This window comes from Sphingomonas paeninsulae (assembly GCF_003660165.1).
GTDB lineage: Bacteria > Pseudomonadota > Alphaproteobacteria > Sphingomonadales > Sphingomonadaceae > Sphingomonas_O > Sphingomonas_O paeninsulae.
This window is the reverse complement of the sequence record NZ_CP032829.1, coordinates 730,158-749,822: the sequence shown is the minus strand read 5'-3', so window position 1 is coordinate 749,822 and position 19,665 is coordinate 730,158. Positions and strand designations below refer to the sequence as shown.

The following is a 19,665-nucleotide window of genomic DNA, read 5'->3' as shown; positions in this document are numbered from 1 at the left end:
TTTTCGGAGTTACCGTCATGGCCCGCAGCCATCCGCTCAGCATGTATCGCAATATCGGCATCATGGCGCACATCGACGCCGGGAAAACGACGACCACAGAGCGGATTCTGTACTACACCGGAAAGTCCTACAAGATCGGCGAAGTGCATGAAGGCACCGCGACGATGGACTGGATGGAGCAGGAGCAAGAGCGCGGGATCACGATCACCAGCGCCGCTACAACGTGCTTCTGGAACGACCACCGCATCAACATCATCGACACCCCCGGGCACGTTGACTTCACGATCGAAGTCGAGCGTTCGTTGCGCGTTCTCGATGGCGCGGTAGCCTGTTTCGACGGTGTTGCCGGCGTTGAGCCGCAGTCCGAGACTGTCTGGCGTCAGGCTGACAAATATAAAGTTCCGCGGATGTGCTTCGTCAACAAGCTCGACCGTACCGGCGCGAACTTCCAGCGTTGCGTGGACATGATCAAGGATCGCCTGGGCGCGCGTCCGGCAGTCCTGTATCTCCCCATCGGTATCGAGGGGGGCTTTAAGGGCCTCGTCGATCTGGTCGAGAACCGTGCGATCATCTGGCTCGAAGAGTCGCTGGGCGCGAAGTTCGAATATCAGGACATTCCGGCCGATCTCGCCGACGCAGCCGCGACAGCTCGTTCAGAGCTGATCGAAATGGCCGTCGAGCAAGACGACGATGTCATGGAGGCCTATCTCAACGGCACCGAGCCTGACACTGCGACGCTGAAGGCGCTGATCCGCAAGGGTACGCTGGCTTTCGCATTCGTTCCCGTGCTTTGCGGTTCGGCGTTCAAGAACAAGGGCGTTCAGCCTTTGCTTGACGCTGTTGTCGACTATCTGCCGTCGCCGCTCGACGTTCCTGCTGTCGAAGGCACGAAGCTCGACGGTGAGACTGTCGAATCGCGCGAAACCAACGACGAAGCACCGTTCTCGGCGCTCGCGTTCAAGGTGATGAACGATCCTTTCGTCGGTACGCTGACCTTTGCCCGTATCTATTCGGGAAAGCTGGATACGTCGTCGATCGTGTTGAACTCGGTTAAGGACAAGAAAGAAAAGGTCGGCCGTATGCTGTTGATGCATGCTAATGACCGCGAAGATATCCAGGTGGCCTATGCAGGCGACATCGTTGCGCTCGCTGGTCTGAAAGACACGACGACGGGTGAAACCCTGTGCGCCCTGAACGCGCCGATCATCCTTGAGCGGATGGAGTTTCCGGACCCCGTCATCGAGGTTGCCGTGGAACCGAAGACCAAGGCCGATCAGGAAAAGATGGGCATCGCTCTCAATCGTCTTGCACGCGAAGATCCTTCGTTGCGCGTTAGCACAGATCACGAATCGGGTCAGACGATCATCAAGGGGATGGGCGAGCTTCACCTCGAAATCACCGTCGATCGTATGCGTCGCGAATTTAAGGTCGAAGCCAACGTGGGCGCGCCACAGGTCGCCTATCGCGAGTATCTCGGCAAGACTGTCGACATCGATTACACCCACAAGAAACAGTCGGGTGGTTCGGGGCAGTTCGGTCGCGTAAAGCTGACGCTGGTCCCTGGTGAGCGTGGCACAGGTGTGCTGTTCTTCGACGAGGTCAAGGGCGGCAATATCCCCAAGGAATATATCCCGTCGGTCGAAAAGGGTATGCGCGAAATCGCAAACACCGGTTCGCTCATCGGCTTCCCCATCATCGATTTCGAGATCCATCTTACAGACGGTGCCTACCATGACGTCGATTCGTCGGCGCTGGCTTTTGAAATCACCGGACGTGCAGCGATGCGCGAAGGTGCCCAGAAGGCAGGCATCAAGCTGCTCGAGCCGATCATGAAGGTCGAAGTCGTCACTCCAGAGGATTATCTGGGCGACGTCATCGGCGACATGAACTCACGCCGCGGGCAGATTCAGGGCACCGACACTCGTGGTAACGCACAAACCGTCGAGGCAATGGTGCCTTTGGCTAACATGTTCGGCTATGTGAATCAGCTGCGTTCGTTCACTCAGGGACGTGCTCAGTACAGCATGGAATTCTCTCATTATGAGGAAGTTCCGGCAAACGTTGCAGAAGAAGTCAAAGCGAAGCTGGCGTAATCGTAAAATTGTGATTATGGGCCACGCCGCACCGGCGCGGCGCGCCCGCAGATATTTGAAAAACGAAGGTAGGAAATCATGGCAAAAGCAAAGTTCGAGCGGACCAAGCCGCATTGTAACATCGGCACGATCGGTCACGTCGATCACGGTAAGACTTCACTGACGGCTGCAATCACGAAAGTGCTCGCAGAAACCGGCGGCGCGACTTTCACCAGCTATGCCAACATCGACAAGGCTCCCGAAGAGCGCGAGCGCGGCATCACTATTTCGACCGCACACGTCGAATATGAAACCGAAGCTCGTCACTACGCGCACGTCGATTGCCCGGGCCACGCCGATTATGTGAAGAACATGATCACCGGTGCTGCTCAGATGGATGGCGGCATTCTCGTCGTTTCCGCAACTGACGGTCCTATGCCACAGACTCGCGAGCACATTTTGCTCGCTCGTCAGGTTGGTGTCCCCCAGCTCGTCGTGTTCATGAACAAGGTCGATCTGGTCGATGATCCAGAAATCCTTGAGCTCGTCGAAATGGAAATCCGCGAACTTCTTTCGAAGTATGATTTCGATGGCGATAACATCCCCATCATCCAGGGTTCGGCCGTTTGTGCGCTCGACGACAAGCAGCCTGAGATCGGCCATGACGCCGTTCTGAAGCTGATGGCCGCTGTAGACAGCTGGATCCCACAGCCTGCTCGTCCGCTGGACAAGCCATTCCTGATGCCAATCGAGGACGTGTTCTCGATTTCGGGTCGCGGTACGGTTGTTACCGGTCGCGTCGAAACCGGCATCGTTAAGGTTGGCGAAGAAGTTGAAATCGTCGGTCTTAAGGACACCAAGAAGACCGTCGTGACCGGCGTCGAAATGTTCCGCAAGCTGCTCGATCAGGGTCAGGCCGGCGACAACATCGGTGCACTCATCCGCGGTGTTGGCCGTGAAGAAGTTGAGCGTGGACAGGTTCTCTGCAAGCCCGGTTCGATCAAGCCGCACACCGAATTCCAGTCGGAAGTTTACGTCCTGTCGAAGGACGAGGGTGGCCGTCATACGCCGTTCTTCGCAAACTACCGTCCGCAGTTCTACTTCCGTACGACCGACGTGACCGGCGAAGTTGTCCTCCCAGAGGGCACTGAAATGGTCATGCCAGGCGACAACGTGCAGCTCGGTGTCAAGCTTATCGCGCCAATCGCGATGGAGCAGGGCCTGCGCTTCTCGATCCGCGAAGGCGGCCGCACGGTCGGCTCCGGGGTTGTGGCTTCGATCACCAAGTAATATAGACGACCGCACACCGCTCGATTCTCAACCGAGAGTCGGGCGGTTTGCTATTTATGTAAGCCCGCAAGACGGGTCGGCTCTTTCGCATCGGTATGGACATGGAAACGCAGAATATCCGCATTCGCCTGAAGGCGTTCGATCATCGTGTGCTCGATCAGGCCACTGGTGATATTGCCGATACGGCAAAGCGCACAGGCGCCCTCATCCGTGGTCCGATCCCGTTGCCTACGCGCATCGAGAAGTTCACTGTGAACCGTGGACCGCACGTCGACAAAAAGTCGCGTGAGCAGTTCGAAGTCCGCACTTACAAGCGCCTGCTTGATATCATTCAGCCTACGCCGCAGACAGTTGATGCTTTGATGAAGCTCGACCTCGCTGCAGGGGTAGACGTAGAGATCCGTTTGGCCTAATGACCTGTCTCCGCCGCGGCCTTCGGGATTCGCAAGCGGAGATTCGGGATACCGCCCAGCTTGCTGGGGTCTGCGTCCCCCGTCTCCTCCTAACGGAGGAACCAGCCCTGACGGGGACACGCATTTATATATGGGGCTGAGGCAAGCCCGTAAGGAATAGTCCTTGCGGGCCTCTGTTGCATTTGAGGAGCATGGTCATGCGCACTGGCGTGATCGCGAAGAAAATGGGGATGACCCGCTTGTTCCAGGACGACGGTCGTCATGTGCCCGTCACTGTTTTGGCGCTTGAGAATAACCAGGTTATTTCGCAGCGTACTGCTGATCGTGACGGTTACGTCGCTGTTCAGGTTGGTGCGGGTACTGCGAAAGCCAAGAACGTTGCAAAACCACAGCGCGGTCACTTCGGTAAAGCCGAAGTCGAGCTGAAGGCGCGCGTTTACGAATTTCGCGTTTCGGAAGATGCTCTCGTCGATGTCGGCGCAGAAATCTCTGCAGATCATTTCGTCCCCGGCCAGATGGTCGATGTGACGGGTCATACGCAGGGTAAGGGCTTCCAGGGCGGTATGAAGCGCTGGAACTTTGGCGGTCTCCGCGCAACCCACGGTGTTTCGGTGTCTCACCGTTCGCTGGGTTCGACCGGGCAACGTCAGGATCCAGGTAAAGTTTTCAAGGGCAAGAAGATGGCCGGCCATATGGGCGATCGTCAGCGTACCCAGCAGAACCTCGAGATCGTATCGACCGACGTCGAGCGCGGCCTGTTGTTCGTTAAGGGTTCGGTTCCTGGCTCGAAGGGGACATGGCTGATGGTCAAGGACGCGACCAAAATCGCGCGCCATGCCGACGCTCCATATCCTGCATCGGTCAAGGCTCCTGCCAACACCAACACCGCAGCGGACACGCCTGCCGAAGTCGTTGAGACGACGGCAGCAGCGACCGACGGCCAGGAGGGCTGATCATGAAACTGCAAGTTCAGACTCTCGACGGCGCGAAGTCAACTTCGGACGTCGAATTGAATGAAGACGTGTTCGGTCTCGACCCACGCGCCGACATTCTTCACCGTGTTGTCGTCTGGCAGCTCGAAAAGCGTCGCGGCACGGCCCGTGGCACTCGCGAGCGTGCTGATGTTGCGCGCACCGGTAAAAAGTTCGGTAACCAGAAGGGTGGCGGTACCGCCCGTCACGGTAACCGTCGCGCGCCAACGTTCATCGGCGGTGGTAAAGCTCACGGTGCTCGCGTTCGTGACTTCAACCCGTCGCTAAACAAGAAAATCCGTGCGATGGGCCTCAAAATGGCCCTGTCGTCGAAGATCAAGGACGGCACGCTAATTGTCATGGACAATCTGGCTGTCGAAAATGGCAAGACCAAGAACTTGTTCGCCAATCTGGCCAGCCTGGGCTTTGGCAAGACCACTTTGGTCATTGACGGGGATGTGGTCGACACGAGCTTCGCGCTCGCTTGCGGCAACATCCACACGATTAACGTCTTGCCCGCAGTGGGCGCGAACGTTTACGACATTCTTAAAGCTGAAACGCTGGTCCTGACCCGCGCGGCAGTCGAAAAGCTGGAGGCGCGGTTCAATGGCTAAGTTTGGCCGGGCTATAAAGCCCGTCAAGGCGGGCGCTGGCGTCGAGATACGTCATTACGACGTAGTCGTAGCCCCTTACATCACCGAGAAATCGACGATGATGAGCGAATACAACGCAGTTGTGTTCAAGGTCGCGAACGATGCAACGAAGCCGCAGATCAAAGCTGCGGTTGAGGCGCTGTTCTCCGTTTCTGTGATGAAGGTGAATACCATCGTCCAGAAAGGCAAGACCAAGAAGTGGAAGGGCACGCCCTACACTCGCTCGGATTTCAAAAAGGCAATCGTGACGCTGGCCGCAGGCCAGTCGATCGACGTGACCACGGGAATTTAAGCCATGGCACTTAAACATTATAATCCGACCAGCCCGGCCCGACGCGGACTTATCCTCGTCGACAAGTCGTCGCTGTGGAAGGGCAAGCCCGTCAAGATGCTTACCGAGGGTAAGCACAAGACCGGTGGTCGCAACAACAAAGGTCATGTGACGTCGCGCGGTATCGCGGGGGCCACAAGCAGAGCTATCGCTTCATCGACTTCAAGCGTCGCAAGTGGGACGTCGAAGGCACCGTTGAGCGTCTCGAGTACGATCCCAACCGTACCGCGTTCATTGCTCTCATCAACTATCCCGATGGCGAGCAGAACTACATCATCGCACCGCAGCGTCTTGCGGTCGGTGACAAGATCGTCGCTGCGAAGAAGACCGACGTCAAGCCGGGCAACGCGATGGAATTGTCGTCGGTTCCTGTCGGCACCATTGTCCACAACGTGGAGATGAAGCCAGGCAAGGGCGGTCAGATTTCACGTTCGGCAGGTACTTACGTGCAGGTCGTCGGTCGTGATCGCGGCATGGTGATCGTTCGTCTGAACTCGGGCGAGCAGCGTTACATTCACGGCACGTGCATGGCGACAGTGGGCGCGGTATCCAACCCCGATAACGCGAACACGAACCTTGCCAAAGCGGGTCGCAATCGTTGGAAGGGCATCCGCCCCCTGACGCGCGGCGTCGCAAAGAACCCGGTCGACCATCCGCACGGCGGTGGTGAAGGCCGGACCTCCGGTGGTCGTCACCCAGTGACGCCATGGGGCAAGCCGACCAAGGGTGCTCGTACCCGTTCGAACAAATCGACCGACAAGATGATCATCCGGTCGCGTCACGCCAAGAAGAAGAGGTAGTCATGGCCCGTTCCGTCTGGAAAGGTCCGTTCGTTGACCTGCATCTGCTGAAAAAGGCAGAAACCGCGCAGGATACGAACGCCCGCGCTCCGATCAAGACTTGGTCGCGTCGTTCAACAATTCTGCCACAGTTCGTCGGCTTGACGTTCAGCGTCTATAACGGCCGTAAGTTCGTTCCCGTTTCCGTGAACGAAGACATGGTTGGCATGAAGCTCGGCGAGTTTGCTCCCACGCGCTATTTCCCCGGCCACGCCGCGGACAAGAAGGGCAAGCGCTGATGTCTAAAACCGTCAACCCACGCCGCGTTGCTGAAAATGAAGCCCTGGCTACCTCGACCGCGATTCGCGGTTCAGCTCAGAAGCTTGGTCTGGTTGCAACGCTCATCCGTGGCCGCAAGGCTGGCGATGCGATGAACATCCTAAAGTTCTCAACCAAGGGCATGGCGATCGATGTTCGCAAATGCCTGGCATCAGCAATCGCCAATGCCGAGAATAATCATAATCTCGATGTCGATGCGCTTGTCGTGGTCGAAGCCAGCGTCGGCAAAGGATTGTCGATGAAGCGTTTCGCAACCCGCGCTCGCGGTCGTTCGACGCAGATCGTCAAGCCGTTCAGCCGTCTTCGCGTCGTTGTGCGCGAAGTGCAGGAACAGGAAGCCTAATATGGGTCAGAAATCAAATCCGATCGGGCTTCGGCTTCAGATCAACCGCACATGGGACAGCCGCTGGTACGCCGACGGTGCTGACTATGGTCGTTTGCTTCTCGAAGACCTGCGCATCCGTCGTCACATCTTCAAGTCGCTGCCGCAGGCTGCAATCTCGAAGGTCGTTATCGAGCGCCCTGCAAAACTTTGCCGCATCTCGGTCTATGCTGCACGCCCGGGCGTCATCATCGGCAAGAAGGGCGCGGACATTGAAAAGCTGCGCGTTGCGATCGCCAAGATGACGTCTTCGGACGTGTCGCTGAACATCGTTGAAATCCGCAAGCCGGAAATCGATGCCAAGCTCGTTGCACAGGGTGTTGCCGATCAGCTCGAGCGTCGTATCGCTTTCCGTCGTGCCATGAAGCGTGCCGTTCAATCGGCCCTGCGTCTTGGTGCAGAGGGTATCCGGATCACCTGCGCCGGTCGGTTGGGTGGAGCCGAAATCGCACGTACCGAATGGTATCGTGAGGGTCGGGTTCCATTGCACACGCTGCGCGCCCACGTCGACTATGCCGAGCATGAAGCACACACTGCCTATGGTGTTTGCGGCGTGAAGGTATGGATTTTCAAGGGCGAGATCCTGGGTCACGATCCACTTTCGCAAGAACGGCTGATGATGGAAGCTCAGACTTCCGGCGTCCGTCCGGCTCGCTGAGGACAGATAGATGCTTCAACCAAAGCGCACCAAATTCCGCAAAGCTCATAAGGGTCGCATTCATGGCGACGCAAAGGGTGGTACGGACCTCAACTTCGGTTCTTATGGCCTGAAGGCAATGGAACCGGATCGTTTGACCGCGCGTCAGATCGAAGCGGCTCGCCGCGCGATCACGCGTCACATCAAGCGTCAAGGTCGTTTGTGGATCCGCATTTTCCCCGACGTGCCAGTTTCGGCAAAGCCTGCCGAAGTCCGCATGGGTAAGGGTAAGGGCGCTCCCGAATATTGGGCAGCACGGGTCAAGCCGGGCCGCATACTGTTCGAACTCGACGGCGTTCCCGGCCCGATCGCAGCAATTGCGTTCAGCCGCGCGATGGAAAAGCTGCCGATCAAAACCAAGGTCGTTGCCCGATTGGGTGACTTCTCGCATCTGGGAGCCAAATAAGATGGCCAAGATTGCCGACTTGAATGCGAAGACAAGCGATGAGCTGTCGACGCAGTTGGGTGAACTGAAGCGGGAGGCCTTCAACCTTCGCTTTCAGGCTGCGACCAACCAGCTCGAGAAGCCTTCGCGAGTGCGCGAAGTCCGCCGCACGATCGCACAGATCAAGACGCTCCAGACCGCGCGCGTCGCGGCCGAAGCGAAGTAAGGAAGACTAGAGATGCCAAAGCGCGTTCTCACCGGTGTCATTGTTTCCGACAAGGGAGACAAGACGGTGGTGGTCAATGTCGAACGGAAGGTTAAGCACCCTCTGTACGGCAAGATCATTCGTCGCACCAAGAAGTACCATGCCCATGACGAGGGCAATGTTTTCAAGCTCGGCCAGATCGTGCGCATCGAAGAGTGTGCGCCGCTGTCGAAGTTGAAGACCTGGAAAGTGATTGACGGTAGCGGCGTTGCCGATACCGGCGTCGAAGATAACGCGTAAGGAAGGACTGAACCATGATTCAAATGCAGTCCAACCTGGACGTAGCCGATAACTCTGGTGCCAAGCGCGTGCAGTGCATCAAGGTACTTGGTGGATCGAAGCGTCGCTTCGCCGGTGTCGGCGATGTGATCGTCGTTTCCATCAAGGAAGCCGCACCCCGCGGTAAAGTGAAGAAGGGTGACGTGCATCGCGCCGTTATCGTTCGCACTGCCAAGGACATTCATCGCGCCGATGGTTCGACGATCCGCTTCGACGGCAATGCCGCGGTGCTGGTCAACAAGAACGAGGAGCCAATTGGCACCCGTATCTTCGGCCCAGTTTGTCGCGAGCTGCGTGCCAAGAATTACATGAAGATCATCTCGCTCGCTCCGGAGGTGCTGTAATGTCGGCACTGAAGATTAAAAAAGGCGACAAGGTCGTCGTCCTGTCCGGCAAGGACAAGGGCAAGCATGGCGAAGTGACCAAGTCCTTCCCGAAGGACGGCAAGGTCGTTGTGTCGGGTGTCAACATCGCCACGCGTCATCGCAAGGCGAGCCAAGAGAACCCGCAGGGCGGACTCGATCGGTTCGAAGCGCCGATGCACGTATCGAAGGTCGCTTTGGAGGACCCCAAGACGGGCAAGCCCACACGCGTCCGTTTCGAAATTCAGGACGGCAAGAAAGTCCGGGTAGCAGTGCGCTCCGGGGAGACGATCAATGGTTAAGGCAGCGGAACGCAGTAAGCCCCGTATGCAGGGCATCTATGACGAGCGTATCGTCAAGGCGATGACCGAGAAGTTCGGGTACACCAACCCGATGCAGGTCCCGCGTCTTGTAAAGATCGTGCTTAACATGGGTGTTGGCGAAGCGACGCAGGATAAGAAGAAGGTTGATCAGGCCGCTGGTGAAATGGAATTGATCGCAGGGCAGAAGCCCGTTGTGACCAAGGCCAAGAAGTCGGTTGCTCAGTTCAAGCTGCGCGAAGGCATGCCGATCGGCTGCAAGGTCACGCTGCGCCGCGACCGGATGTTCGAATTCCTCGATCGCTTCATCACGATCGCTCTCCCGCGTGTTCGCGATTTTCGCGGACTGAGCGACAAGAGCTTTGATGGTCGTGGCAATTATGCCTGTGGTATCAAAGAGCAGCTGATCTTCCCGGAAATTTCCTATGACCGGGTCGATACGATCCGTGGCATGGATGTGATCGTTGCAACGACCGCGAACACCGATGACGAAGCACGCGAATTGCTTCGCCTGTTCGGCTTCCCGTTCCCGATCGAAGAAGCAGCTGCAGAAAAGAAGGCGGCCTAAACCATGGCGAAAAAGAGTTCGATCAACAAGAACGAGAAGCGCAAGGCGATGGTGAAGCAATATGCTCCCAAATTTGCAGCGCTTCGCGCCATTGCCAACGACCAGAATGCTGATGACAGCGACCGGTTGATGGCTCGCCTGAAGATGTCGGCTTTGCCACGTAACGCGAATCCAACGCGTGTTCGTAACCGGTGCCTGCTTACCGGTCGGCCACGTGCCTATTATCGTAAGTTCCGCCTCAGCCGTATCATGCTGCGCGATCTGGCTAATAAGGGCCTGATCCCCGGTGTTACGAAGTCGAGCTGGTAAGGGTTAAGATATGTCATTGACCGATCCACTGGGTGATATGCTCACCCGCATCCGCAACGGCCAGCAGGCACGCAAGGACTCAGTAATGAGCCCGGCGTCGAAGCTCCGGGTGCGTGTGCTCGATGTGCTTCAGCGCGAAGGCTACATCCGCGGCTATTCGGAAGAAGAGCTGGCTGGACATGGTGGCATCCGCATTGAACTCAAATATTTCGAGGGCCAGCCCGCCATCCGCCACGTGGCGCGTGTGTCGAAGCCTGGTCGCCGCGTCTATTCGGGGTCGAAAGAACTTCCCCGGGTTCGCAACGGCCTTGGAATCACCATCGTCTCGACGCCACGCGGCGTGCTTTCCGATGCGGAAGCCCGTGAGCATAACGTCGGCGGCGAAATCCTTGCGGAGGTATTCTAATGAGCCGCATCGGTAAAAAAGCTGTTCCGGTTCCTGCTGGCGTCACCGCCACGATCGAAGGCGGTCTGCTTTCGGTAAAGGGGCCAAAGGGCACGCTGACTTTGTCGCTCGCCGAAGATGTCACGTACGCGGTTGAGGATGGCACCATTTCGGTAAAGCCAGCCAATGCCACGAAGCGCGCACGTTCGTTCTGGGGGATGCAGCGCACGCTGGTTCAAAACCTCGTCACCGGTGTGACCGATGGTTTCACCAAGACGCTGGAAATCACCGGTGTCGGTTATCGTGCCAATTCGCAGGGTCCGAAGCTTAAACTTCAGCTCGGCTATTCGCATGATGTAGATATCGATGTGCCTGACGATCTGGATGTGAAGACGCCCGATCAGACGACAATTCACATCACCGGGATCGACAAGCAAAAGGTCGGTCAACTAGCTGCGGAAATCCGCCGCTGGCGTAAGCCGGAGCCCTATAAGGGCAAGGGCATCAAATATCGCGGTGAGTACATCTTCCGCAAAGAAGGTAAGAAGAAGTAATGGCCAAGCTGTCACTTTTCGCGAAACGCCGTCAGCGCGTTCGCACCAAACTGCGTGCGAAGGGCACTTTGCGTCCACGTTTGTCTATCCATCGTTCGGGTCGTCATATCTACGCGCAGATCATCGACGATACGGCAGGGACCACGGTCGCTGCTGCATCGAGCCTCGAAAAAGACGCACGCGCAACAACCGGCGCGACGATCGACGCAGCGACTGCCGTTGGTAAGACGGTTGCTGAGCGTGCGAAGGCGGCGGGCGTAACGCACGTTGTTTTCGATCGTGGTGGTTTCCTGTTCCACGGCCGCGTGAAAGCGCTCGCCGAAGGTGCACGCGAAGGCGGATTGGAATTCTAAATGGCTGACGAAAACGAAATTCAGGCAGCCCCGGCAGCCGACGCAGGTGCTCCGGCTCCGACAGAAGCTCCTCGCGGACGGGGCCCAGGCGGCCCCGGTCGTGGTGGTCCAGGCGGTAATCGCAGCGGGCCGGGCGGTGGTAACAACCGTGGTGGACGCGACAGCAACAACCGTGGACGTCGCGATAATCGCGGCGGAAACGATGATGGCGGCGAAGAGCTGATCGAAAAGCTCGTACACATCAACCGCGTTTCGAAGACAGTTAAGGGCGGCAAGCGTTTCGGTTTCGCAGCTCTGGTTGTCGTTGGCGATGGCAAGGGTCGTGCAGGCTTTGGGCACGGTAAGGCGCGCGAAGTGCCGGAAGCTATTTCGAAGGCAACTGCGGCTGCAAAGAAAAAGATGATTCGCGTTCCTCTTCGTGAAGGTCGTACGCTGCATCATGACGGTAACGGCCACTTCGGTGCTGGTCGCGTGACGCTTCGTTCGGCACCACAGGGAACGGGCATCATCGCCGGTGGTCCAATGCGCGCAATTTTCGAATCGCTCGGCGTTGCAGACGTTGTAACCAAGTCGGTCGGAACATCGAACCCATACAATATGATCCGCGCAACCTTTGAGGCGCTTGGCGAGCAGACTTCGCCAAAGTCGGTTGCACAGCGTCGCGGCAAGAAGATTGCCGATCTGCTGGGTCGTGGTGGTTCGCAGACGGCGGAAGCCGATGCAGCGCTGGTGACGGAGTAACATCATGGCCAAGATCACGATCAAGCAGACGGGCTCGCCCATCCGCCGGACTGCCAATCAGCGTGCTACGCTGATTGGTTTGGGCCTCAACAAGATGCATAAGGTTTCGGAGCTGGAAGATACTCCCGAAACTCGGGGCATGATCCGCGCAGTGCGGCACATGGTCGAAGTGCAGAGCTAAGACGCTCATTCTATCAGCGCGACAAAAGCGAAAGCGAGTGCAATGAAACTTAACGAAATCAGAGATAATGATGGTGCTCGCAAGGGCCGTATGCGCGTTGGACGCGGTATCGGTTCGGGCAAGGGCAAGACCGCAGGACGCGGCCAAAAGGGTCAGACCAGCCGTTCGGGTGTGTCGATCAATGGCTTCGAGGGTGGTCAGATGCCACTCCACATGCGTTTGCCAAAGCGCGGTTTCAATAACATCTTCGCTCGCGACTGTGCAGAGGTTAACCTCGGCATGATCCAGAAGCTGGTTGATGCCAAGAAGCTCGATGTGTCGGCTGTTATCGATCACGAAGCGCTCAAGGCTGTTGGTCTTGCTCGCGGCGGTAAGGATGGCGTGCGTTTGCTCGGCAAGGGTGAATTCTCGGCCAAGCTATCGTTCAAGGTTGCCGGTGTTTCAAAGGGTGCCCGCGAGGCTGTTGAAGCTGCCGGTGGTTCGGTCGAAGTGATCGAGCTCGTCTCTGCCGCCGATAAGGCCAAGGCGAAGAAGAACACCGTCAAGCTTCGTAAGAACTAAAATCATTTAGCCGGGTTGGCTGGGTCGCTTTCCCCTCGTAACAGAGGGACAGGGCGTATCCGGATTGACCCGGCTTTTTGATGCTCTGGAGTACGGGCGTGACAACGCTCAACCACTCCTTATATGAGGCGCTGACAGCAGGGCGTTCCCACGCTCTCTACCGGGACGAATTATCGCAATGGCATCCTCCGCCGCATCGCTATCAAACTCTGGCTTGTCGAAATTCGCGCAGGCCACCGACCTTCGCAAACGCTTGTGGTTTACGATCGGCGCGCTGATCGTTTTCCGTTTGTTGAGTCATGTGCCGCTGCCGGGTATCGATCCGCGCGCGCTTGCCCAGCTCTATCAAACGACGCAGGGTGGTGTTCTTGATTTTTTCAACACATTCTCTGGCGGTTCGCTGCAGCGGATGAGCCTGATTGCGCTTGGGGTGATGCCGTACATTACGGCTTCGATCGTCGTGCAGCTTTCGACGTCGCTGTCTCCTAAGCTGGCGGCGATCAAAAAAGAGGGCGAAAGCGGTCGTAAAAAACTGAACCAATACACGCGGTATGGCACGGTTTTCCTGACTGCGATCCAGGGCTATTTCATCGCTGTTGGTCTCGAGAGTTGGGGTGCCGCTCAGGGCATGTCTGCAGTCGTGCAGCCGGGGATGCTGTTCCGCGTGGCTTGCGTGATCTCGCTGATCGGAGGAACGATGTTCCTGATGTGGCTGGGCGAGCAGATCACCAGTCGCGGTATCGGTAATGGTGTCTCGCTCATCATTATGGCGGGGATCGTGTCGCAATTGCCACGCGCGATCGTTAACCTTTTCGAGGGTGCACGCAGCGGGTCGATGTCGCCGGTCGCGATCCTTGTAATTCTTGTTTTGGTCCTCGCACTGGTCGCTTTTATTTGCTTCATGGAGCGCGCGCAGAGGCGGGTGTTAATACAATATCCCAAGCGACAGACGGCGCGCGGCATGATGCAGGCTGATAAATCGCATTTGCCGCTTAAGATTAACACCGCCGGTGTTATTCCCCCAATCTTTGCCTCATCACTGCTGCTGATGCCGTTGACAGTCGTGCAGTTCGCCGGACAGCGCGTTGCGGGTGAAAGTAAATGGGGTGATTTTGTCTTGACAGTGACAAGTGCGCTCCAACACGGCTCACCGTTGTACATTTCGCTTTACGCAGCCGGCATTATATTTTTCAGCTTTTTCTACACTGCTGTCGTCTTCAATCCAGAAGAGACTGCTGAGAATCTCAAGCGCTATGGCGGGTTCATTCCGGGTATTCGACCGGGGAAGAATACCGAAGTTTACCTGGATTATGTGCTGACGCGCATCACCGTGATTGGCGCAGCTTATTTGACGCTGATCTGCCTGGTGCCCGAATTTCTGACTTTGCGCATGGGTATCTCGCTTGCGCTCGGTGGAACCAGCCTGCTTATCGTCGTCAACGTGACGATGGATACGGTCACACAGATTCAGAGCCATTTGCTGGCGCACCAATATGGTGACTTGATCAAGAAGGCCAAGCTGAAAGGCGCGCGGACCCGATAATCGGGCCGCATAGGGAGACGCTATTCCGTGAATATCATCCTTCTTGGACCCCCGGGAGCGGGGAAGGGCACCCAGGCTGCGCGCCTTGTCAACGAACGCGGCATGGCCCAGTTGTCGACAGGCGATATGCTACGCGCAGCCCGCGACGCGGGAACGCCCATGGGGTTGAAGGTTTCTGCGATCATGAAAGCCGGCGAACTGGTTTCGGATGAGATCGTCGACGGTCTGATCGGAGATAAACTCGATTCGATGCCGGTTGCTCAGGGTGCGATTTTCGACGGGTATCCGCGGACCGCGGCTCAAGCTGTTTCACTGGATGACTTGCTCGCGGCGCGCGCTCGCAAACTTGATGCGGTGATTGAACTTGCGGTCGATGAAGATGCACTCGTCGATCGGATCACAGGCCGTTACACCTGTGCCAAGTGCGGCGCCGGTTATCACGACCGTTACAAACTGCCGAAAGTTTCGGATGTTTGCGACGTGTGTGGCTCAACAGAATTCAGCCGCCGTCCAGATGATAATGCCGAAACGGTGCGTACCCGCATGGCAGAGTATCGGGCCAAGACCGCTCCAATCCTGCCGATCTATGAAGCGCGTGGGCTGTTGCGTAAGATTGATGGCATGGCCGATATTGGCATCGTGAGCGCCGCAATTGAGGCTATCCTGGGACCAATTCCCGCTAAAAATTGACGCCTCTTCACGATCACTCGTTTCCTGCTAACGTCCGCGCCAACGCTGCCACGAGTCAAACGACGGCGGCGATCACCGGTCTATTTATAAGGACCAGCGCAGGGGGAATGAAATGGCCGTTGTCGATCACGTTGATCTTGAAACTTTTGTTGGGGGCGTGAAGAAACGCAATCCCGGCCAACCCGAGTTCGTTCAGGCGGTGACTGAGGTTGCCGAGGACATTTTCGATTTCATGGCCGACAAGGAGCAATATCACAGCGCGCAAATTCTGCGCCGTATTGCCGAGCCTGACCGTGTGATTTCGTTTCGTGTCTGTTGGCAGGACGACAAAGGCAATATCCGCGTTCAGCGGGGTTGGCGGATTCAGAATAATAATTCGATCGGGCCGTATAAAGGCGGCATCCGCTTTCACCCAAGTGTGACCGAAAGTGTCCTGAAGTTTTTGGCGTTCGAACAAACCTTCAAGAACGCTCTGACGGGGCTGCCTATGGGCGGGGCCAAGGGCGGATCGAATTTTAACCCCAAGGGAAAATCCGACGGGGAAGTCATGCGGTTCTGCCAGTCGCTGATGACCGAGCTCTATCGCCACATCGGTGCCGACATTGATGTGCCGGCGGGCGATATCGGGGTGGGGGCGCGCGAGATCGGATATATGTTCGGTCAGTATAAGCGCATCACTGGTGAGTTTACAGGAGTGCTGACGGGAAAGGGGCTGGAGTACGGTGGTTCGTTGATCCGTACCGAGGCGACCGGGTATGGCGCGGTGTATTTCCTGCAGAATATGCTGGCGACCAAGGGCATGACTCTTGAGGGCAAGACTGCGGTTATCTCCGGTTCGGGCAATGTGGCGACACATGCGGCCGAAAAAGTGACCCAGTTGGGCGGTAAAGTGCTGACTTTGAGTGATAGCGCGGGCTTTATCCACGATCCCGACGGCATAACTCAGGAGAAGATCGACTGGGTCAAGGATCTGAAGAGCAAACGTCGCGGTCGCATCTCCGAATATTGCGACGAATTTACGGGGTCGAGCTTTACTGGGGGAAAAACGCCCTGGGGTGTGCCGTGTGACGTTGCGCTGCCCTGCGCTACGCAAAACGAACTGTTGGGGATCGATGCCGAATTGCTCATCGCCAATGGCTGTATTGCGGTGTCGGAAGGCGCGAATATGCCGACCGATCTGGACGGCGTTCATGTTTTCAAAAAGGCGCGGATTTTGTTTGCTCCCGGTAAGGCAGCGAACGCGGGTGGTGTTGCCGTGTCAGGGCTTGAGATGAGCCAGAACTCTGCGCGCATCTCGTGGAAAGAGGACGAACTTCAGAAGCTGTTGCTCGATATCATGGCGGGCATTCACAGTCGCTGCCTTGAATACGGGACCGATGCGACCGGCCATTGCGACTATGTGAAGGGTGCAAACATCGCAGGCTTCAAAAAGGTCGCGGACGCCATGCTGGCTTATGGCGTTGTCTGATTGACTGGTTAAAGCCGGTTGGTGGCGGCACGGTCGGATCATCACAAGCCGAGGCAAGCTGAAGAAACTGAAACAACAGCCTGCCCGGCTCTCCGACTCGCTTGACAGAGTCGCGTGGCCCTTCTACGCGAGACCCATTCCGAACCTCCGGCAACCGGCGAGTGCTATTTGCGCGCGTCGGCATTTCGGCGTTTCGGATTTGACGCGAAGAGATGGGGTGTCTTGCCAGCCACCTCGTGGAGCTGAGGAGAAACGAACACATGGCACGTATTGCGGGGGTTAATATCCCGACCAACAAGCGCGTTGAAATCGCGTTGACCTATATTCACGGTATCGGTCGTACCAAAGCCGTTGAGATCACGAAGAAGCTGGGCATCGAGCCTGCGCGTCGTGTTCAGGATCTTACCGATCAGGAAGTCCTGTCAATTCGTGAAGCCATCGACGCGGGTTACACCGTCGAAGGCGATCTGCGTCGCACAGTGTCGATGAACATCAAGCGTTTGATGGATCTGGCCTGCTATCGCGGTCTTCGTCATCGTAAGGGCCTGCCAGTCCGTGGCCAGCGCACGCATACCAATGCGCGCACTCGCAAGGGCAAGGCTAAGCCGATCGCCGGTAAGAAGAAATAAGCAGCGCCTTTAACGGCAGCAGCTTTTTTATAGGACAGCATATCAATGGCACGCGAACCTCAGCGCATTAAGCGGCGCGAACGCAAGAACATCACTTCCGGCGTCGCGCATGTGAACGCCAGTTTCAATAACACCATGATCACCATCACCGATGCTCAGGGCAACGCCATTTCATGGTCGAGCGCTGGCATGATGGGTTTCAAGGGCAGCCGTAAATCGACGCCTTACGCCGCGCAGGTCGCAGCCGAAGACGCCGGTAAAAAGGCCGCTGAACATGGTGTGCGGACAATCGAAGTCGAAGTGAAGGGCCCCGGTTCGGGCCGTGAATCGGCGCTTCGGGCATTGCAGGCAGTCGGTTTCAACATCACGTCGATCCGCGATGTGACCTCGATCCCGCATAACGGCGTGCGTCCTTCCAAGCGTCGTCGCGTTTAATTGCTCGGCGACGCACCAGAACTCGATACTCCGGCTGATGCGCTGACGAGCGCATCGCCCAACCCCAAGGGGAACACCGTGGCAGTCAATAGCAAGAACTGGCAGGAACTGAAGAAGCCGACTTCACTTGAAAAGAAGAGCGGCAGCGACAGCAAGCGCAAGGGCGTTTTTGTTGCAGAGCCACTCGAGCGGGGTTTCGGCCTGACGCTCGGTAACGCGCTGCGTCGCGTGTTGCTTTCGTCGCTACAGGGTGCTGCAGTCACCTCGATCAAGATCGAGAATGTGCTGCATGAGTTTTCGTCGCTGGTCGGCGTTCGTGAAGACGTGACGGACATCGTCCTGAACGTGAAGCAGATCGCACTGCGTATGCAGGGTGAGGGGCCAAAGCGCCTTCAGCTTTCGGCAACCGGTCCTGCTGACGTTACTGCCGGAATGATCGCGATGTCGGGCGATATCGAGGTCATGAACCCCGATCTCCTGATCTGCCATCTCGATGAAGGTGCGACGCTCAACATGGAGCTGACCGCTGATGTCGGTAAGGGCTATGTCCCAGCCGCTGCAAACCGTCCGCTCGATGCGCCGATTGGCCTTGTGCCCGTCGATGCACTGTATTCGCCGGTTCGCCAGGTGGCATACAAGGTCGAGAACACCCGCGTTGGGCAGGAACTCGATTACGACAAGCTGACGCTCAGCATCGAAACCGATGGTACGATCACGCCTGATGATGCCGTAGCTTATGCTGCGCGTATTCTTCAGGATCAGCTCTCGCTGTTCGTCCACTTCGATGACTCGATGGTTGCGACCCAGTCGCCGATCATCGGCATGGCAGCGGCAACGCCGCAGCATGTCAGCGAAAGCGATGCGAACCAGCTCAACCGTTACCTTCTGAAGAAGGTCGATGAGTTGGAACTGTCGGTGCGTTCGGCAAACTGCCTCAAGAACGACAACATCATCTATATCGGTGATCTGGTCGGCAAGACCGAAGCAGAAATGCTTCGCACGCCGAACTTTGGCCGCAAGTCCCTGAACGAAATCAAGGAAGTGCTGTCGTCGATGGGTCTGCGTCTCGGCATGGACATCCCCGGATGGCCGCCAGAGAACATCGAAGACATGGCCAAGAAGCTCGAAGCGGAGCTGATGGGCTAAGGCTTATTCGAAGATTAGGGGTTTTGGCGGTGCCCCGTTTCACTGCCTGGCCCGGAGTGCCTGATACGGCTCCGGGACGAACATAGGACTGATACCATGCGCCATCGTAATGCCGGACGTAAGCTCCAGCGTACTTCTTCCCATCGCGCGGCACTGTTCCGCAACATGGCGGCCGCTCTCATCAAGCATGAGCAGATCACGACGACCCTCGCCAAGGCGAAGGAACTGCGTCCTTATACCGAGAAACTGGTAACGCTTGCGAAAAAGGGTGGCCTGGCCAACCGTCGTCTTGCACACGCCCGTTTGCTGGACGACACTCAGTTGGTGAAACTGTTTGACGTTATCGCAACGCGTTATGCCGACCGTGCCGGTGGTTACTGCCGCGTCGTAAAGGCCGGTATCCGTCTTTCGGATGCTGCCCCAATGGCGATCATCGAGTTCATCGATCGTGACGTTAATGCCAAGGGTCTGGATTCAGGTCCGGTTGCTGGCGACGACGATCTGGACGTTGCTGCCTGAGAAGATCGGGCTGCTTAAGCAGACGAAATTATCGGTTCGCTTGCG

Annotated in this window: 29 protein-coding genes and 1 pseudogene; all 30 read left to right on the top strand. The window is 57.1% G+C overall.

All coding sequences use genetic code 11. From position 1 onward, the window contains the following. Nucleotides 1-17 precede the first annotated feature (17 nt). The 30 genes and pseudogenes from fusA to rplQ all read left to right on the top strand — a co-directional run bounded on the left by fusA (nucleotide 18) and on the right by rplQ (nucleotide 19,620). Nucleotides 18-2,093, top strand: a complete 2,076-nt coding sequence (gene fusA / locus D3Y57_RS09080) for an elongation factor G (protein ID WP_121152714.1) — start codon at nucleotides 18-20, stop codon at nucleotides 2,091-2,093. Nucleotides 2,094-2,171: 78 nt separating this feature from the next. Further along, nucleotides 2,172-3,362, top strand: a complete 1,191-nt coding sequence (tuf, locus tag D3Y57_RS09075) for an elongation factor Tu (RefSeq protein WP_121152713.1) — start codon at nucleotides 2,172-2,174, stop codon at nucleotides 3,360-3,362. A gap of 101 nt (nucleotides 3,363-3,463) precedes the next feature. Next, nucleotides 3,464-3,775 (top strand): 30S ribosomal protein S10, encoded by a 312-nt coding sequence (rpsJ, locus tag D3Y57_RS09070; RefSeq protein ID WP_121155676.1) that lies wholly within the window; start codon nucleotides 3,464-3,466, stop codon nucleotides 3,773-3,775. A gap of 197 nt (nucleotides 3,776-3,972) precedes the next feature. Further along, nucleotides 3,973-4,728, top strand: coding sequence for a 50S ribosomal protein L3 (gene rplC / locus D3Y57_RS09065; RefSeq protein ID WP_121155674.1), 756 nt, complete (start codon nucleotides 3,973-3,975; stop codon nucleotides 4,726-4,728). 2 nt (nucleotides 4,729-4,730) lie between these two features. After that, nucleotides 4,731-5,360 carry a 50S ribosomal protein L4 gene (rplD, locus tag D3Y57_RS09060; protein ID WP_121152712.1) on the top strand — a complete coding sequence of 210 codons (630 nt, stop codon included), beginning with the start codon at nucleotides 4,731-4,733 and terminating at the stop codon, nucleotides 5,358-5,360. Next, nucleotides 5,353-5,691, top strand: a complete 339-nt coding sequence (locus D3Y57_RS09055; protein ID WP_121152711.1) for a 50S ribosomal protein L23 — start codon at nucleotides 5,353-5,355, stop codon at nucleotides 5,689-5,691. Before rplD ends, D3Y57_RS09055 begins: the two co-directional genes overlap by 8 nt. Nucleotides 5,692-5,694: 3 nt before the next feature. Beyond that, nucleotides 5,695-6,530 (top strand): annotated as a pseudogene (gene rplB, locus D3Y57_RS09050) (50S ribosomal protein L2). A gap of 2 nt (nucleotides 6,531-6,532) precedes the next feature. Further along, complete coding sequence (gene rpsS / locus D3Y57_RS09045) at nucleotides 6,533-6,808, top strand: 30S ribosomal protein S19 (RefSeq protein WP_121152710.1); 276 nt, start codon at nucleotides 6,533-6,535, stop codon at nucleotides 6,806-6,808. Further along, nucleotides 6,808-7,191 (top strand): 50S ribosomal protein L22, encoded by a 384-nt coding sequence (gene rplV / locus D3Y57_RS09040; protein WP_121152709.1) that lies wholly within the window; start codon nucleotides 6,808-6,810, stop codon nucleotides 7,189-7,191. The genes rpsS and rplV overlap by 1 nt, the downstream gene beginning before the upstream one ends. A 1-nt stretch (nucleotide 7,192) precedes the next feature. Continuing rightward, complete coding sequence (gene rpsC / locus D3Y57_RS09035) at nucleotides 7,193-7,888, top strand: 30S ribosomal protein S3 (RefSeq protein WP_121152708.1); 696 nt, start codon at nucleotides 7,193-7,195, stop codon at nucleotides 7,886-7,888. Between the two features lie 10 nt (nucleotides 7,889-7,898). Continuing rightward, on the top strand, nucleotides 7,899-8,333 hold the full coding sequence (rplP, locus tag D3Y57_RS09030) for a 50S ribosomal protein L16 (protein WP_121152707.1): 435 nt from the start codon (nucleotides 7,899-7,901) through the stop codon (nucleotides 8,331-8,333). A gap of 1 nt (nucleotide 8,334) precedes the next feature. Then, on the top strand, nucleotides 8,335-8,538 hold the full coding sequence (gene rpmC / locus D3Y57_RS09025; RefSeq protein WP_121152706.1) for a 50S ribosomal protein L29: 204 nt from the start codon (nucleotides 8,335-8,337) through the stop codon (nucleotides 8,536-8,538). A gap of 12 nt (nucleotides 8,539-8,550) precedes the next feature. Further along, nucleotides 8,551-8,817, top strand: coding sequence for a 30S ribosomal protein S17 (gene rpsQ / locus D3Y57_RS09020; protein WP_121152705.1), 267 nt, complete (start codon nucleotides 8,551-8,553; stop codon nucleotides 8,815-8,817). Between the two features lie 14 nt (nucleotides 8,818-8,831). Next, nucleotides 8,832-9,200, top strand: a complete 369-nt coding sequence (gene rplN / locus D3Y57_RS09015) for a 50S ribosomal protein L14 (protein ID WP_121152704.1) — start codon at nucleotides 8,832-8,834, stop codon at nucleotides 9,198-9,200. Beyond that, nucleotides 9,200-9,520, top strand: a complete 321-nt coding sequence (rplX, locus tag D3Y57_RS09010) for a 50S ribosomal protein L24 (protein WP_121152703.1) — start codon at nucleotides 9,200-9,202, stop codon at nucleotides 9,518-9,520. The genes rplN and rplX overlap by 1 nt, the downstream gene beginning before the upstream one ends. Beyond that, the gene (gene rplE, locus D3Y57_RS09005; RefSeq protein ID WP_205590109.1) at nucleotides 9,513-10,106 is read left to right on the top strand and encodes a 50S ribosomal protein L5; all 594 of its coding nucleotides are present in this window, start codon (nucleotides 9,513-9,515) and stop codon (nucleotides 10,104-10,106) included. Before rplX ends, rplE begins: the two co-directional genes overlap by 8 nt. A gap of 3 nt (nucleotides 10,107-10,109) precedes the next feature. Then, the gene (rpsN, locus tag D3Y57_RS09000) at nucleotides 10,110-10,415 is read left to right on the top strand and encodes a 30S ribosomal protein S14 (RefSeq protein WP_121152701.1); all 306 of its coding nucleotides are present in this window, start codon (nucleotides 10,110-10,112) and stop codon (nucleotides 10,413-10,415) included. Nucleotides 10,416-10,425: 10 nt separating this feature from the next. Next, nucleotides 10,426-10,821 carry a 30S ribosomal protein S8 gene (gene rpsH, locus D3Y57_RS08995; protein WP_121152700.1) on the top strand — a complete coding sequence of 132 codons (396 nt, stop codon included), beginning with the start codon at nucleotides 10,426-10,428 and terminating at the stop codon, nucleotides 10,819-10,821. Further along, a complete protein-coding gene (rplF, locus tag D3Y57_RS08990; protein WP_121152699.1) occupies nucleotides 10,821-11,354 on the top strand; it encodes a 50S ribosomal protein L6 in 534 nt (177 codons plus the stop codon). The genes rpsH and rplF overlap by 1 nt, the downstream gene beginning before the upstream one ends. Beyond that, nucleotides 11,354-11,707, top strand: coding sequence for a 50S ribosomal protein L18 (gene rplR / locus D3Y57_RS08985; protein WP_121152698.1), 354 nt, complete (start codon nucleotides 11,354-11,356; stop codon nucleotides 11,705-11,707). Before rplF ends, rplR begins: the two co-directional genes overlap by 1 nt. Next, entirely contained in the window at nucleotides 11,708-12,448 is a 741-nt protein-coding gene (gene rpsE, locus D3Y57_RS08980) for a 30S ribosomal protein S5 (protein ID WP_121152697.1), read from the top strand. Nucleotides 12,449-12,452: 4 nt separating this feature from the next. Then, entirely contained in the window at nucleotides 12,453-12,629 is a 177-nt protein-coding gene (gene rpmD, locus D3Y57_RS08975; protein ID WP_121152696.1) for a 50S ribosomal protein L30, read from the top strand. 42 nt (nucleotides 12,630-12,671) lie between these two features. Then, on the top strand, nucleotides 12,672-13,190 hold the full coding sequence (gene rplO / locus D3Y57_RS08970; RefSeq protein ID WP_121152695.1) for a 50S ribosomal protein L15: 519 nt from the start codon (nucleotides 12,672-12,674) through the stop codon (nucleotides 13,188-13,190). Between the two features lie 178 nt (nucleotides 13,191-13,368). Next, nucleotides 13,369-14,733, top strand: a complete 1,365-nt coding sequence (secY, locus tag D3Y57_RS08965) for a preprotein translocase subunit SecY (protein WP_121152694.1) — start codon at nucleotides 13,369-13,371, stop codon at nucleotides 14,731-14,733. Between the two features lie 27 nt (nucleotides 14,734-14,760). Then, complete coding sequence (locus D3Y57_RS08960) at nucleotides 14,761-15,423, top strand: adenylate kinase (RefSeq protein WP_121152693.1); 663 nt, start codon at nucleotides 14,761-14,763, stop codon at nucleotides 15,421-15,423. Between the two features lie 112 nt (nucleotides 15,424-15,535). Further along, the gene (gene gdhA / locus D3Y57_RS08955) at nucleotides 15,536-16,891 is read left to right on the top strand and encodes an NADP-specific glutamate dehydrogenase (RefSeq protein ID WP_121152692.1); all 1,356 of its coding nucleotides are present in this window, start codon (nucleotides 15,536-15,538) and stop codon (nucleotides 16,889-16,891) included. A 260-nt stretch (nucleotides 16,892-17,151) separates the two neighbouring features. Continuing rightward, the gene (rpsM, locus tag D3Y57_RS08950) at nucleotides 17,152-17,520 is read left to right on the top strand and encodes a 30S ribosomal protein S13 (RefSeq protein WP_121152691.1); all 369 of its coding nucleotides are present in this window, start codon (nucleotides 17,152-17,154) and stop codon (nucleotides 17,518-17,520) included. A 45-nt stretch (nucleotides 17,521-17,565) separates the two neighbouring features. Next, nucleotides 17,566-17,955, top strand: a complete 390-nt coding sequence (gene rpsK, locus D3Y57_RS08945) for a 30S ribosomal protein S11 (protein ID WP_121152690.1) — start codon at nucleotides 17,566-17,568, stop codon at nucleotides 17,953-17,955. 78 nt (nucleotides 17,956-18,033) lie between these two features. Further along, on the top strand, nucleotides 18,034-19,101 hold the full coding sequence (locus tag D3Y57_RS08940; protein ID WP_121155672.1) for a DNA-directed RNA polymerase subunit alpha: 1,068 nt from the start codon (nucleotides 18,034-18,036) through the stop codon (nucleotides 19,099-19,101). 96 nt (nucleotides 19,102-19,197) lie between these two features. After that, nucleotides 19,198-19,620, top strand: a complete 423-nt coding sequence (gene rplQ, locus D3Y57_RS08935; protein ID WP_121152689.1) for a 50S ribosomal protein L17 — start codon at nucleotides 19,198-19,200, stop codon at nucleotides 19,618-19,620. Nucleotides 19,621-19,665 lie beyond the last annotated feature (45 nt).